The sequence below is a fragment of the Treponema peruense genome (assembly GCF_016117655.1).
GTDB classification, from domain to species: Bacteria; Spirochaetota; Spirochaetia; order Treponematales; family Treponemataceae; genus Treponema_D; species Treponema_D peruense.
Genome location: NZ_CP064936.1, coordinates 2,493,560 through 2,507,936, shown reverse-complemented (window position 1 = coordinate 2,507,936; position 14,377 = coordinate 2,493,560). Strand labels below are relative to the sequence as shown.

Annotated in this window: 11 protein-coding genes; 7 read left to right on the top strand and 4 right to left on the bottom strand. The window is 36.1% G+C overall.

Features of this window, described 5'->3' with window-relative positions; genetic code table 11:
• The first annotated feature begins 150 nt into the window (after positions 1-150).
• The 4 genes from IWA51_RS11525 to IWA51_RS11510 all read left to right on the top strand — a co-directional run bounded on the left by IWA51_RS11525 (position 151) and on the right by IWA51_RS11510 (position 2,907).
• Positions 151-1,059, top strand: coding sequence for a DMT family transporter (locus IWA51_RS11525; protein ID WP_198442525.1), 909 nt, complete (start codon positions 151-153; stop codon positions 1,057-1,059).
• Positions 1,060-1,247: 188 nt separating this feature from the next.
• Positions 1,248-1,409 carry a hypothetical protein gene (locus tag IWA51_RS11520; RefSeq protein WP_198442524.1) on the top strand — a complete coding sequence of 54 codons (162 nt, stop codon included), beginning with the start codon at positions 1,248-1,250 and terminating at the stop codon, positions 1,407-1,409.
• 41 nt (positions 1,410-1,450) lie between these two features.
• Complete coding sequence (locus tag IWA51_RS11515) at positions 1,451-1,570, top strand: recombinase family protein (RefSeq protein WP_198442523.1); 120 nt, start codon at positions 1,451-1,453, stop codon at positions 1,568-1,570.
• Between the two features lie 98 nt (positions 1,571-1,668).
• Positions 1,669-2,907 (top strand): IS256 family transposase, encoded by a 1,239-nt coding sequence (locus tag IWA51_RS11510; protein WP_198441892.1) that lies wholly within the window; start codon positions 1,669-1,671, stop codon positions 2,905-2,907.
• A gap of 160 nt (positions 2,908-3,067) precedes the next feature.
• Here IWA51_RS11510 and IWA51_RS11505 read toward each other — a convergent pair whose 3' ends face one another.
• Together IWA51_RS11505 and IWA51_RS11500 are read right to left on the bottom strand one after the other, a co-directional pair.
• On the bottom strand, positions 3,068-4,306 hold the full coding sequence (locus IWA51_RS11505; RefSeq protein WP_198442522.1) for a phospholipase D-like domain-containing protein: 1,239 nt from the start codon (positions 4,304-4,306) through the stop codon (positions 3,068-3,070).
• An 81-nt stretch (positions 4,307-4,387) separates the two neighbouring features.
• Positions 4,388-8,950, bottom strand: coding sequence for a type ISP restriction/modification enzyme (locus IWA51_RS11500; protein WP_198442521.1), 4,563 nt, complete (start codon positions 8,948-8,950; stop codon positions 4,388-4,390).
• Positions 8,951-9,063: 113 nt separating this feature from the next.
• On the opposite strand from IWA51_RS11500, the gene IWA51_RS11495 reads away from it, so the two are divergent.
• Positions 9,064-10,302, top strand: coding sequence for an IS256 family transposase (locus IWA51_RS11495; protein WP_198441892.1), 1,239 nt, complete (start codon positions 9,064-9,066; stop codon positions 10,300-10,302).
• Between the two features lie 17 nt (positions 10,303-10,319).
• On the opposite strand, the gene IWA51_RS11490 is transcribed toward IWA51_RS11495, so the two are convergent.
• Positions 10,320-10,721 (bottom strand): restriction endonuclease, encoded by a 402-nt coding sequence (locus tag IWA51_RS11490; RefSeq protein WP_198442520.1) that lies wholly within the window; start codon positions 10,719-10,721, stop codon positions 10,320-10,322.
• Positions 10,722-11,029: 308 nt separating this feature from the next.
• On the opposite strand from IWA51_RS11490, the gene IWA51_RS11485 reads away from it, so the two are divergent.
• The gene (locus tag IWA51_RS11485) at positions 11,030-11,422 is read left to right on the top strand and encodes a TnsA endonuclease N-terminal domain-containing protein (RefSeq protein ID WP_198442519.1); all 393 of its coding nucleotides are present in this window, start codon (positions 11,030-11,032) and stop codon (positions 11,420-11,422) included.
• A 95-nt stretch (positions 11,423-11,517) separates the two neighbouring features.
• On the opposite strand, the gene IWA51_RS11480 is transcribed toward IWA51_RS11485, so the two are convergent.
• The gene (locus IWA51_RS11480; RefSeq protein WP_198442518.1) at positions 11,518-12,705 is read right to left on the bottom strand and encodes a DUF2326 domain-containing protein; all 1,188 of its coding nucleotides are present in this window, start codon (positions 12,703-12,705) and stop codon (positions 11,518-11,520) included.
• Positions 12,706-12,799: 94 nt separating this feature from the next.
• Here IWA51_RS11480 and IWA51_RS11475 point away from each other — a divergent pair, with 94 nt between their 5' ends.
• Positions 12,800-14,038, top strand: coding sequence for an IS256 family transposase (locus IWA51_RS11475; protein ID WP_198441892.1), 1,239 nt, complete (start codon positions 12,800-12,802; stop codon positions 14,036-14,038).
• Positions 14,039-14,377 lie beyond the last annotated feature (339 nt).

Genomic DNA, 14,377 nt, shown 5'->3' with positions numbered 1-14,377 from the left:
CCCATATATATTCATCTGCGACCTCTCTGTCGGATTTTTATAGTATAGCAGATTTGACTAAGTTTTGCAACTGTTCCAGGCTTTTCTCGTGATGCTACAATGGAAAAATATTTTTTGTTGTGCTAATATTGTGCGGTTTACAGGAAAAAGATGGACACTTCAAAAAATACAATTGATTCAAAAAAAATCATTTATTCATTTTGTGTAATTGCTGCCGGAATTCTCTGGGGAACAATGAGCATTTTTGTACGCTCGCTCAGTTTTCTTGGTTTTTCTTCCAGACAGATTATGCTTATGCGTTCTTTGCTTGCATCAGGAATTCTTGCGGCTGTTATTGCCTTAAAAAATCCGGCTCTTTTTAAAATTCATCTTCGTGACATTTGGATTTTTATTGGAAGCGGAATTTTGAGCATGGCGTTTTTTTCTGTCTGCTATTTTTCTACGATTATTGAATGCGGCGCTTCTGTTGCAGTTGTGCTTTTGTATACGTCGCCGGTTTTTGTTTTGATTTTGTCTGCGATTTTCTTTAAAGAAAAAATCACTTTTTTAAAAGCGGCGGCTCTTGTAATTACGTTTGCAGGCTGTGTTTTTGTTGCAGGAATTTTTGGAAGCGGAACTTCTGTTTCTCCTAAAGGATTTTTTGTCGGGCTTCTTTCGGGATTGGGCTACGGACTTTATTCAATCTTCGGGCGTGTGGCATTAAAAAAATATGAGCCGCTTACTGTAACTTTTTATTCACTTTTGTTTGCTTCTGTTGCAATGATTCCTCTTTCGTCTCCTGTTGAACTTGCAGGCGCAATGAGTGTGCGCTCATTTTTGTTTTTTTTGGGAACTGCAGTTTTTTGTACGTTGTTGCCATTTTTGCTTTACACGTTCGGACTTTCGGGTCTTGAAGCAGGGAGGGCCGCAATCTTTGCAACAGTTGAACCTCTTGTAGGAACATTAATCGGAATCTTTTTATGGAAAGAATCTGCAGGATTTTTTAAGCTGCTTGGAATTGCGATGATTTTTGCGGCGATCATTCTTGCAAGCTTACCTGAAAGGAAGAGTGGAAATTAGAAATTTGTAATGAAAAAAAAAGAGCATGTTTTCAAAATATATCGGAATGGAGAAACAATTTGCCTTAGTTGATAAAGGAATTTATATCCAAGATAGTATGCATTTTTTTACTGGAAAACATTTAAAATATTTGAGCGCTACTTTAAATTCCAAACTTTTTAGATTTTTAATGTATTTAATTGTTGGGAATGCAGCAGGAGAAAATGCAGGAAGAACGTCCTCTTTTACGAATAAATGACAATTTCAAAAAAATAATTATCACTGGCGATGACATTAAAAAAAAGACTAATGAAAAAGGAATTATTACTATTGGACTTCTTGATTTTTTACTTAACGACGACATTCTATAAATATCAAACCGAGACCAAACTATAATTCCGATAATATACTCATGACATACGGATATATCAGAGTAAGCACCGACAAACAGGACGGCGCAAACCAAAAACTTGGAATTGAAGATTTATGCAAAAGAAAAGGTCTTGTCATAGATGAATACATTGAGTTATAATCAAAAGTTGTGGATTGCCTGAGAAGGCATAGAAAAAGAGGTCTGTCTAAGGTATAGTTTTCTTTGGAAAAAAAAATAAACACCGAAGGAGACCTCTTATGAAAAGAATACTGGAAATTGAAGAAAATTCCAATAGTCCAACGATTGATTTGCTTGAAAAAGCAATCCGCGCAAGAGCACGTGAAGTAATTGAAAGTCTTTACGAGGATGAAGTTCAGCGTTTTCTTAATAAAACTTCTTCTATCGTAGACAAAACCGGAAACAAACTTGTAGTAAGAAACGGCTTTCACAAAGAACGGACAATTCTTACTACAAACGGTTACGTTACAGTCAGGCTTCCCAGAGTTGATGACCGTGCACTTGAAGAAAAGGATCGCTTTGTAAGCAAAGTCCTTCCTCCGTTTGCAAGAAAAACTCCGACAGTAGAAGCAATACTTTCCGCTGCCTACCTTGCAGGAATTTCTTCAAACAAGTTTTCAGCCATGCTCCATGATGTTCTTGGTAAAGAAGCAAAGGGCCTGAGTCCGTCAGTCATAACAAAGCTTACTGTAAAATGGCAGGCTGAATATGACGAATGGCGCAAACGAGATCTTTCCGGAAAGGAATACGTTTATGTTTGGGCAGACGGAATTTACGTAAAGTCCCGGCTTGACGGTGAAAAGACCTGCCTTCTGGTAATAATTGGCGTAACTGTTGAAGGCAAAAAAGAACTTGTGGCTGTACAGGCCGGAATTCGCGAGTCAACGGAAAGTTGGCGTGGAGTTTTGCTTGATTTGAAATTCCGCGGACTGACAAAAGCACCAAAATTGGCAGTCTGCGACGGAGCGCTTGGGTTTCAAAATGCAGTTGATGAAATCTGGGGCCAGCTAAAAATTCAGAGATGCTGGTTCCACAAGTCCATGAACATTCTGGACAAATTGCCTGACTGTGTGCAGACTCAGGCCACAAAAATGATTCGGGATATGTGGCAGGCAGACAAACGTGCAAACGCCTTGAAAGCCTACGACTTATTTATAGAAACTTTCGGAAAAAAATATCCGAAGGCAACGGAATGTCTTGAAAAAGACAAGGAGGATTTGTTCCGCTTTTATGATTATCCGGCGGAACATTGGGCTCACATTAGAACGTCGAATCCGATTGAATCGACATTTGCAACAGTCAGGTTGCGCCACAAGTCAACAAAAGGAAACGGCTCTTCCGCTGCTTCTGTTGCAATGGCTTTCAAGCTTTGTCTTCAGGCAGAGAAAAACTGGCGACGGCTCAGGGGATTTAAACAACTTGAACTTGTCGCCAAAAATATAATTTTTGTGGACGGTGAACAAATGAAGGCTGCCTGATGAAAAGACACTTTTTTTCAATCCACAACAATTGACAATAACTCGAATACATTGATGATGAAGGCGTAAGCAGAACAGAAATAGTAAACCTATTGCATGTTGACCGAACAACTGTTTATAGATTTCTTTAAAAATAAGGGTATTTAATCGGAGAGTAAATTTACTCTAGCTTACCAAAACCTAACCATTGCATACTTTTCAAAGTACAACCATTGCAGATTGGAACGTCATTCTTATTAACTCGACCAAATAATTCCTTAACACAATGTTCACCAAAATCAGCAAGTTTATACTCTTTTGTTTTTATACATTTAAAAACTCTCATCTCATATTCATCTTTACCAAATAGCAAATATATTATTGTTTTCTTTATTTGGTCTAAGGAATTTTTTTCGATAAAACTTTTTTTCATAGATGGTAAACCATTAGGATAAAATCTCAATCTATCATGGAAAGCATAAACATAACACAGAATTTCAAAAAGTTCGTCATAATTATATTTATTAATTTTTTCCGCAGTTTCAAAACCTCTGTTGAGACTACAAAAATGTTCATTCGCAGTCCTATCAAGATATTCATTTGTCGACCTTTTATATTCCTCAATTAAACCAACTATTTTTTGCTTGATTTCTTGTATAGGTTGTTCAGGAACGTCTTTGTACGATTCTCCTTTTACATGTTCTACACCCAACCACCACAAAAAACGATCAACTTCAATTCGTATTGGAAGGTCTGGATAACGTCTTGTTCCAATTTCCTCAAAAATTGATTTTAATTGATTAAATTTTCCGATATAAATTTGATACTTTTTCCTGAAATCTGATATAAATCTATCTTCTTTCGATAAATCAGAGCCATCAAATCCGGCATTATTATACATAACTGTTCCGACAGCTTTTGATATTGCCTGATGTGGTTCTGGAATATAGCAACCCTTTATGGCTTCTTGGAATGCTATAATTCTTTCTTTTGTGAGAACCTCCGCTTGTTCCCAATAATCAGAAAAAGTAGAATCCAAATCATCAAAAATAGGTTCGTCAGATGTAATCTCTACATCAAGTTCATTATTTACAGTTAAGCCACTATGAGTAAAATTTGCAGAACCTAAATAGGCAATTTCACGACCAAAAATAAATAATTTCGGATGAAAATATCTTTCCGAAAAGTAACGTATATAGACATTCGGCTTATCAATTACTTTTAATAGAGCCTCTGGACTTGTGCCGACATCTAATCTGATTATCATATAAACCGTACAATTATTTTCGAGCATTTTTATTAGCAAATCACTGTCTGCAAAAAACGCCGAAGCAATTAAAACCGTTGTATTCTTACCATATTTTGATAATAAAAAAAGCATTCTGTCATTTGGTTTGTTTGTATTTGAAATTAATCTCATTATATTCCTCCAGATTCTTCTATTTTTATTATAGGAATCGAGAATAATAAATTGCGTTTCAAATTATTTTTTAACGATATATTACTTTTTCATACCATAACCAGGTTCATCACTTGCTATTTTAAGAAGTCCGTAATTTTCATCTTGCTCTGGATATGAGCATTCTTTTTTAGCAGTTTCTCCAAAAGCGATTTTTGGAAGTGAATTTACAATATCAACCGTTTGTACACTTACATTGATAATGCTGAGAAGTAAATCGAAAATATACCGCGGTTTTTTGTGTTCTTTTGACCAGTTGTTGCAGTCGTTTTTTATGCCCGAATCTTTGTCTACTGTTACCTGATAACGGTCCAGAATCCATTCAATTGCGCTTCTGCCGTTAACAACATATTCATACGCTTTTTCAGGAATACCCGAAATTGTAATATGATTGTTGTAAATGATTGTGTCTTTTTTATCTTTTGCAGGAAAACGAAGTTTCTCTACAGAGAAATACTCGTATTCATCGCCCATATCTCCCGTAAATTTAACATCAAGACCTTCCATTGGTTCAACTGTTTCATAATGAAGATGCAAGTCTGCCAAATCACGGCCTGCTTTGCTGAATGCCCAGAAATCTTCTTTTTTGTCTACAAGAGGAATGCGAGGAAGCATTTTCTTTAAGTCGGCAGAATACGTTTCTCTATATTCTTTTGAATGAAGGAAGCCATAAACATAATAGAAAATGTCTTCTTTTTCTACAGATTTTCCGTAGATGTTTCTTGCCTGTTTTAGAATCCAATCTGTTATTCCATCGTGGCGGATATATTTGCCATTAGGATTTTTCTCTTCAAAATCAAATGTATGTTGATCTTCTTTATTTTCTTCGTACCAGTATAGAGGAAAACATTGACAAGCTGCATTTAATCCTAAATCGGGAAGGCAATCTGATATAAATGGCATAAACTCTTTTGTTGCACCAATACCACTTACGGAAATAACGATATTAGAAATCTCCGAATTTGGGAAAATTTTGGTAGTTTGATAAGTACGAGTAATCAATGGTTTATAATTGTAAATATTTGACTTGCAAAATGGTCGATATTCATAATCAACAATATATTTATCATCAAATTTTTCAAAGATAAAACCTCTTTTTGCATACATTTTCAATTCATCTGTCCAACTAACATTATGAATTTTCATTGATTTTACAATTGTCTCAACATCTATTGAATTCTCTTTGCTTTGTTCGACAACTTGATTAAGTTCCATAACACAAGTATCAATACATTGTTTTAAAAATGTTCTTCCAAAATTTACTAATCTTGCATCCTGTCCTGTTGCCATTCCTCTTGAATAATTTATGTCAAAGAATGTCTTTTCATTATTTTTATTATCTTTATCTCCAATATAAATATATTCTGCAAATTTATCATTTCTCTGATTTATCCAGTCACCCTCTTTATTTGGATGAAGTTCAGTCATTTCAAGATTTTCAATAGATTTTGCAGTTTTGATAATTTTGAGTTTTTGTTCCCGGGTTAAATAATCGCCTATATCACGATAAACGATAGTTGCCTTCTCAGTATTTCTTTCATTTCGTTTAACAAGAATTGTAATTGTAACTGGAGTTCGACTTCCTTCTTTAAAAACATTGCCGGCTTCTTTACGCCTTAATTCTCCACTTGTTCTCGCGTTTCCGCGAAGATTGAATACATAGATTTTTTCAAATTCTTTTTCGATACATTTTCTAAAACCATCAAAACTATTGTTGTCAAGCCAAGAACCGTTTGTAACAAAACCTATAATTCCGCCATAAGCAGGGTCAAGTCGGTCTGTTGCCCATCGGAATGCTTTTATATAACTATCATAAAGAGAGTTTTTATTTATTGCAGTACTCTTTGCAACATAAGTTTTTTCAATTCTTGCTTCAAGATTCTGATAGTGAAGATTCTGTGCATTGTCATTTGCAGATTTTTGGCCAACAGAATACGGCGGATTTCCAATAACAATATGAATCGGCGTATCAATTTGTTCCTGAACACGTCTTGAGTTTACGGGGAACATATCGCTGAACAAGTCTTTGTTATTTTCTGCCAATTGGAAAGTATCTGTCAAACAGATTCCGCCAAAAGGAGAATAAGACTTGTCTTCGTTTGTAAAGAAAACTTCATTATTCAGAATACTGTGATATGCATTTTCTATATTGATTGAAGCAATGTAATATGCCAGAAGAACAATTTCGTTTGCACGTATTTCGTGCATATATTTGCGCTTAAAATCTTCCGGTCTAATCAATCCACTCTGCAAAAGTCTTACAATAAAAGTACCAGTTCCCGTAAACGGATCAATTATATTTACATTTTCATCAGAAATATTTCTGCCGAATTCCTTCTGTAAAACATAAGCAACACTGTTGATAATAAAATCTACGACTTCAACTGGTGTATAAACAATTCCCAACTGTTCAACCATTTTTGGAAAGGCATTCTTAAAGAAACTGTCGTAAAGTTCGACAATAATTTTCTGTCTTCCGTCAGCACTCTTTACACCCGAAGCACGTTCTTTTACAGAATCATAGAACCGGTTGAGGGTATCGGCTTCTTCCTGATTTGCAGACTTAATATCAATAATATCAAGAATGTTCTGCATACTTTTGGAAATAGGATTATTTGCTATAAATTCACTACCTTCAAAAAGAGCTTCAAAAACTGGTTTTGTAATTATATGCTGAGCAAGCATTTCAATTGCAGACTGTTTTGTGATTGAATTATTGATATTTTTATGAAGACCTTCTATAAATTTTGCAAAAGAATCCTGAGCAATTTTGTCAGTTTCTACTTTCTTCGTAATCTGTTTGATATGTCGGTCTGCAATTAACGCAATATCTTGCGCCCACTGAACCCAATATCTTCTGTCTCCTACTTTCTGAACCATGCGGGCATAAAATTTTGTTTCGAGTTCATCGTTCGGAAAATCAAACTGTTCTCCATCAAGGATAATAGGTCCTCTTCCACCACCATTTCCACCGCCAGAACCGCCTCCATTTCCGCTTGGATCCAAGTCAGGATTGTTTACAAATAAATTGAATCTATCATCATGAGAACGCAATGCACAGGCAACAGACCATACAATCTGGAAATCCTTGTTCTTTTCAAGAGCTTTGTCAGCTTCTTTTGTGGCGTCAACAATTACCGGGATAATAAGATAACCGAATTTCTTGCCTTCGCTTTTGCGCATTACTCGTCCTACAGACTGAACAATTTCAACCTGAGACTTGCGAGGACTAAGGAAAATGGCCGCATCCAAAGAAGGAACATCAACACCTTCGCTCAGACAACGTACATTACACAAAATACGGCAGTCGTTTGAATCAGTTGGTGTATCTTTAAGCCACTGAATATCAGCATTTCTCTCCTGAGAATTCATGCTTCCGTCAACATGACGGCTTTCAATCTGAACATATTTATGTTCACCATTTGTTTCAACAAGGTTATCTACATATTCTTTATTCAAAACATTGAAAGTATTTTTGATTTTATTAGAAGATTTAATATTTGAACAAAATGCAACGGCACGATGCATCAGCTGAGGATCATCTTTGTAAAGAGTAGTATCATCTGTCAAAGAAATTTTACTTAATGCGGCCGCAGTTCCAACAAGTTTCTGCCATTCATCAAGATGTTCTGCACGAGTGTCGTCTTCACCGTCAGCAATCTGGATTTTGTCTTGATTTTTTCTGTTCATCGTAAGGACAATTACTTTGTAGTCACACAGTAAGTCTTTCTTTACGGCATCAGCAAATGAAAGACGATAAAATTCTTTTCCGTAAAGAGATTCATCATCCATAGAACAAAGATAAGCGTTTTTTTCTTTAGCCTTATCCTGATCTTCTGTCTTGTAAAGACGTGGAGTTGCAGTCATATAAAGACGTTTACTTGCTTTAATAAAATCGTTGTCATGAACTTTAACAAAAGCACTATCTTCTTCATTTTCAAGAGTTACACCAGTTGTTCTATGAGCTTCATCACAGACAATCAAATCAAAAACAAAATCCTTTCCGATTGATTTCTGGGCATTAGAAATTACTTCTATAGATTGGTATGTGCTAAAAACAACAAGCATTCCGTCTGGATTCACTGATTGTTTGGCTTTAATCAAAGTACGAATTTTTTCAACATCTGTTGTTGCAGGCTCAGCAAGTTCCTGAACTGAAATAATTCCTGAATCATCAGTAGTTTTCTTTGAAGATACTTTTGTATCAGAACAAATACAAATAGGACTGATTGCTTCATCAGCATCCGCAGTCCATGCCATAAGAGTCTGGGATAGAAGGGAAATACTTGGAACAAGGAAAAGTATTTTTCCCTTTTTGTTTGTTATAGTTTCGGCTAGTCTTAAAGAAGTAAATGTTTTTCCGCTTCCGCAGGCCATAATCATTTTGCCACGGTCATGTGTGCAGAAATGTTGAGTTGCCTTATCAATTGCTTCCTTTTGATGGTCTTTTAATTCTTTTCTTTCCTGTTGAGCTTCTTTACCGTTCTTTCCTTTATAGATTTTTTCCCAATTTACAGTTGAATTACTCAAAGCATCCAGACCAATTCTTTGAACAGAAGGAGTCTGGTTTTGCATTGCAAGTTCTGCATTTTTATTGAGAGCCATCGGAAGGAGTTATAATCAAAAGTTGTGGATTGCCTGAGAAGGCATAGAAAAAGAGGTCTGTCTAAGGTATAGTTTTCTTTGGAAAAAAAAATAAACACCGAAGGAGACCTCTTATGAAAAGAATACTGGAAATTGAAGAAAATTCCAATAGTCCAACGATTGATTTGCTTGAAAAAGCAATCCGCGCAAGAGCACGTGAAGTAATTGAAAGTCTTTACGAGGATGAAGTTCAGCGTTTTCTTAATAAAACTTCTTCTATCGTAGACAAAACCGGAAACAAACTTGTAGTAAGAAACGGCTTTCACAAAGAACGGACAATTCTTACTACAAACGGTTACGTTACAGTCAGGCTTCCCAGAGTTGATGACCGTGCACTTGAAGAAAAGGATCGCTTTGTAAGCAAAGTCCTTCCTCCGTTTGCAAGAAAAACTCCGACAGTAGAAGCAATACTTTCCGCTGCCTACCTTGCAGGAATTTCTTCAAACAAGTTTTCAGCCATGCTCCATGATGTTCTTGGTAAAGAAGCAAAGGGCCTGAGTCCGTCAGTCATAACAAAGCTTACTGTAAAATGGCAGGCTGAATATGACGAATGGCGCAAACGAGATCTTTCCGGAAAGGAATACGTTTATGTTTGGGCAGACGGAATTTACGTAAAGTCCCGGCTTGACGGTGAAAAGACCTGCCTTCTGGTAATAATTGGCGTAACTGTTGAAGGCAAAAAAGAACTTGTGGCTGTACAGGCCGGAATTCGCGAGTCAACGGAAAGTTGGCGTGGAGTTTTGCTTGATTTGAAATTCCGCGGACTGACAAAAGCACCAAAATTGGCAGTCTGCGACGGAGCGCTTGGGTTTCAAAATGCAGTTGATGAAATCTGGGGCCAGCTAAAAATTCAGAGATGCTGGTTCCACAAGTCCATGAACATTCTGGACAAATTGCCTGACTGTGTACAGACTCAGGCCACAAAAATGATTCGGGATATGTGGCAGGCAGACAAACGTGCAAACGCCTTGAAAGCCTACGACTTATTTATAGAAACTTTCGGAAAAAAATATCCGAAGGCAACGGAATGTCTTGAAAAAGACAAGGAGGATTTGTTCCGCTTTTATGATTATCCGGCGGAACATTGGGCTCACATTAGAACGTCGAATCCGATTGAATCGACATTTGCAACAGTCAGGTTGCGCCACAAGTCAACAAAAGGAAACGGCTCTTCCGCTGCTTCTGTTGCAATGGCTTTCAAGCTTTGTCTTCAGGCAGAGAAAAACTGGCGACGGCTCAGGGGATTTAAACAACTTGAACTTGTCGCCAAAAATATAATTTTTGTGGACGGTGAACAAATGAAGGCTGCCTGATGAAAAGACACTTTTTTTCAATCCACAACAATTGACAATAACTCCATCGGAAGAGAATCTACCCAATAGCGACGTGCAAAGCGTTTTGTTACAAGACCGTCACTGAATGATTTTCCACTGGTAGCAATAAATGAATCTACGGCAGATTTATCAATTGTTGTTCCTTTATCATAACATTTACACTGAATCGCCCAATATTCATCAGTTTTGGTATGACAAACAACGTCTACACCAATATCATGACCGCCAAATTCTTTACGGCAAGGGAAATCGCTCCAAAGCCACGCATGGTCCAATTGATTTGCAAAGTTAGGTTCTGTCAAGAAGTAATTTAATATCAATACTTCAAACTTTGTTCCTTTATCCGCAGTATTTCTTGATGTAGCTCTAATATCTTCTAATATCTCGTTAATTGTCATAATGGGCATCCGTTTTATAAAGAATAATCTTTATATTTTACCACAAATACCATCAAATTTGAACTATAACTCTGTCTATATCCCCAAATTCTGCTCTATCGGCAAAAATCTCGCAGGTCACTACTTTAAGTAAACTACTCAAGTAAAAAGTACGACTAACTGAAAATTACCGAAGTCACAGAAATACATGTTTTAAGGATTTTGTTGAAAATTCCATAAATTCAGTATAAAATATGACTATCAGGTACTGAATATACTCTTTGAACTCACCTTATTCCAGTTTTTTAATTTTTTCCCAACACATTCTAATGTTTACAGCCGGTCAGTCAGACTTTCTTATTCACTACATTGATCCGGACTCAAATACATTGCGCTCTTACTACCCTGATTTTTTAATCGAAACAAAGGACGGCTCGTTTTACATAATCGAAATCAAAGGCGGTAACCGCGTAGATCTTCCGATTACAAAAGCAAAAACTGAATACGCAACACGCTTTGCAAAAGACAGTAAAATGGAATACGTTTTTATCCCGGACAATTATGCAACAATGAAACTCCAGGAATTTATTGCATTACAGTCCAAGCAAAACTCGTTCTACACATTTGATAATAAGCATGGAGAATTATACGCAGCCCAAAGTCAGAGCACAGATTTTCAGAATAAACTTGACAAAGACACACAGTATGAAATAAAGCATTAAGCTGTCGTTTTACATGATAAAAAACAATAATTTTGTACGGTGAAAAACGGTTGTTTTACATAATGCTAAACAACCGTTTTTTCTTATGGAAAACGTTAGTTTTGTGATTTACCAAATAATGATTTTTCATTTTTTCCTAAATGAAGAATAGTAACCTTATCATCCTTTAAAATAGTTTTTATATCATCTCTTAAACGGTTTTCTCCATCTAGAGCAATAAAAACTTGTTTTCCGAGTTTTCTATAAAGAAGAATAATATCGCTTAATCGTTCATCGCCTATCGGGTCAAAAATATAAGAATCATGAATTAAAAACGGAACTTGAGTTTCTTTTAATATAGCCAAGTTAAAAAGAATTTGAGCTGAATGAGAAGAACCTGTACCAGTAGTGTCTGTTCCAGAACTGTAAGTATAAGATGCATTCGATTTTGCAAATTCCAAAACAGGAATTTGATTTCGCCCATGTTCAATTTCATTATTCAATAAAACTAAATCACTATTAATTATATTACAAATATCTATTAAAAACTGTCCCTCAAGATTTTCCGCATTTTTTTGCGTTGTAGTTTTTACCTTTCCTAATTCATTTCCTTTTGCATAAAGCTCAATCTGTTTTTTTAGATATTCTGAGCGTAACCTAAATTCTTCATGTTTTTTAATTGCTGATGCCGGAGTTCCTTCTATACCAGGAATTTTTGCTATTTCATCGGTCAATTCTTGAATACGATTTAATACTGTATCATATTCTTTTTTGAATATTTCTGTCTGTTCATTACATTCATTTTTTAATATAGAACTAATTGTCTTATGAAAATGCTCGATATCACTCAGTTTTTGTATATTAATTTCTGGGAAAAAAGTCTGTAATGCAGAAAAATCAAATTCGCTGGGAATTCCAGATTCAGTATTAATATTAATAAGCCCTTCTATTTTTGATTTTAATCTGTTACGTTTTGCTTTTAAAGCTTTTAATTCAGCATTTATAGTTGCAAATTGTGTAACAGCTTTTTGATTAGCATTTAAAAAAGTACTTAACGGTTCATTAATAATTAAAGACATTTCTTTTTCAAGTTCTGCTATTTCTTTTTCAGCTTGTTTTACCTGGGTTTGATTTTTTAATGTTGATTCAATGAGTTCACGTTTTTTTACTGTATTAAAAGCTTTAGAGTTTTCTTTTGCAATTTTAGCTTCCTGTTTTGCTATTTCAATAGTTTTATATTTTTCAGGAAATAGTTTTTCAAAACTGTTAATAGCATTAGAAAGAGCTTCTTGAGTTATAATCAAAAGTTGTGGATTGCCTGAGAAGGCATAGAAAAAGAGGTCTGTCTAAGGTATAGTTTTCTTTGGAAAAAAAAATAAACACCGAAGGAGACCTCTTATGAAAAGAATACTGGAAATTGAAGAAAATTCCAATAGTCCAACGATTGATTTGCTTGAAAAAGCAATCCGCGCAAGAGCACGTGAAGTAATTGAAAGTCTTTACGAGGATGAAGTTCAGCGTTTTCTTAATAAAACTTCTTCTATCGTAGACAAAACCGGAAACAAACTTGTAGTAAGAAACGGCTTTCACAAAGAACGGACAATTCTTACTACAAACGGTTACGTTACAGTCAGGCTTCCCAGAGTTGATGACCGTGCACTTGAAGAAAAGGATCGCTTTGTAAGCAAAGTCCTTCCTCCGTTTGCAAGAAAAACTCCGACAGTAGAAGCAATACTTTCCGCTGCCTACCTTGCAGGAATTTCTTCAAACAAGTTTTCAGCCATGCTCCATGATGTTCTTGGTAAAGAAGCAAAGGGCCTGAGTCCGTCAGTCATAACAAAGCTTACTGTAAAATGGCAGGCTGAATATGACGAATGGCGCAAACGAGATCTTTCCGGAAAGGAATACGTTTATGTTTGGGCAGACGGAATTTACGTAAAGTCCCGGCTTGACGGTGAAAAGACCTGCCTTCTGGTAATAATTGGCGTAACTGTTGAAGGCAAAAAAGAACTTGTGGCTGTACAGGCCGGAATTCGCGAGTCAACGGAAAGTTGGCGTGGAGTTTTGCTTGATTTGAAATTCCGCGGACTGACAAAAGCACCAAAATTGGCAGTCTGCGACGGAGCGCTTGGGTTTCAAAATGCAGTTGATGAAATCTGGGGCCAGCTAAAAATTCAGAGATGCTGGTTCCACAAGTCCATGAACATTCTGGACAAATTGCCTGACTGTGTGCAGACTCAGGCCACAAAAATGATTCGGGATATGTGGCAGGCAGACAAACGTGCAAACGCCTTGAAAGCCTACGACTTATTTATAGAAACTTTCGGAAAAAAATATCCGAAGGCAACGGAATGTCTTGAAAAAGACAAGGAGGATTTGTTCCGCTTTTATGATTATCCGGCGGAACATTGGGCTCACATTAGAACGTCGAATCCGATTGAATCGACATTTGCAACAGTCAGGTTGCGCCACAAGTCAACAAAAGGAAACGGCTCTTCCGCTGCTTCTGTTGCAATGGCTTTCAAGCTTTGTCTTCAGGCAGAGAAAAACTGGCGACGGCTCAGGGGATTTAAACAACTTGAACTTGTCGCCAAAAATATAATTTTTGTGGACGGTGAACAAATGAAGGCTGCCTGATGAAAAGACACTTTTTTTCAATCCACAACAATTGACAATAACTCGAGCTTCTTGATTTGCACCTTCAAGAATTTCTTTACTGTTTTCACTGCTTCTTCCGGCTATCCAAGAATATGCTCCAACAATTTGTCTAAAAGTAAGATTTATATTTTCAAGTTTGTATTTTTCTTTTAAGAAGTCTGTATACTTTTCAAGTGTTATAACATTAATCGGTTCATATAAATTATTACATTCATTTACAATTTTTGAATTCTCTATCGATCTAGTAAAATAAAAAATATTCCCGTTAAAGTCAAAACAAAATTTTACAGTATGGGGGCCTGCCACTTTTAGTATTTG

Excerpts from the sequence above, each read along its gene's own strand:
- IWA51_RS11505 (WP_198442522.1), bottom strand. The coding sequence starts at position 4,306 with ATGAGATTAATTTCAAATACAAACAAACCAAATGACAGAATGCTTTTT.
- IWA51_RS11495 (WP_198441892.1), top strand. The coding sequence starts at position 9,064 with ATGAAAAGAATACTGGAAATTGAAGAAAATTCCAATAGTCCAACGATT.
- IWA51_RS11485 (WP_198442519.1), top strand. The coding sequence starts at position 11,030 with ATGTTTACAGCCGGTCAGTCAGACTTTCTTATTCACTACATTGATCCG.
- IWA51_RS11490 (WP_198442520.1), bottom strand. The coding sequence starts at position 10,721 with ATGACAATTAACGAGATATTAGAAGATATTAGAGCTACATCAAGAAAT.
- IWA51_RS11475 (WP_198441892.1), top strand. The coding sequence starts at position 12,800 with ATGAAAAGAATACTGGAAATTGAAGAAAATTCCAATAGTCCAACGATT.
- IWA51_RS11510 (WP_198441892.1), top strand. The coding sequence starts at position 1,669 with ATGAAAAGAATACTGGAAATTGAAGAAAATTCCAATAGTCCAACGATT.
- IWA51_RS11500 (WP_198442521.1), bottom strand. The coding sequence starts at position 8,950 with ATGGCTCTCAATAAAAATGCAGAACTTGCAATGCAAAACCAGACTCCT.
- IWA51_RS11520 (WP_198442524.1), top strand. The coding sequence starts at position 1,248 with ATGCAGCAGGAGAAAATGCAGGAAGAACGTCCTCTTTTACGAATAAAT.
- IWA51_RS11525 (WP_198442525.1), top strand. The coding sequence starts at position 151 with ATGGACACTTCAAAAAATACAATTGATTCAAAAAAAATCATTTATTCA.
- IWA51_RS11515 (WP_198442523.1), top strand. The coding sequence starts at position 1,451 with ATGACATACGGATATATCAGAGTAAGCACCGACAAACAGGACGGCGCA.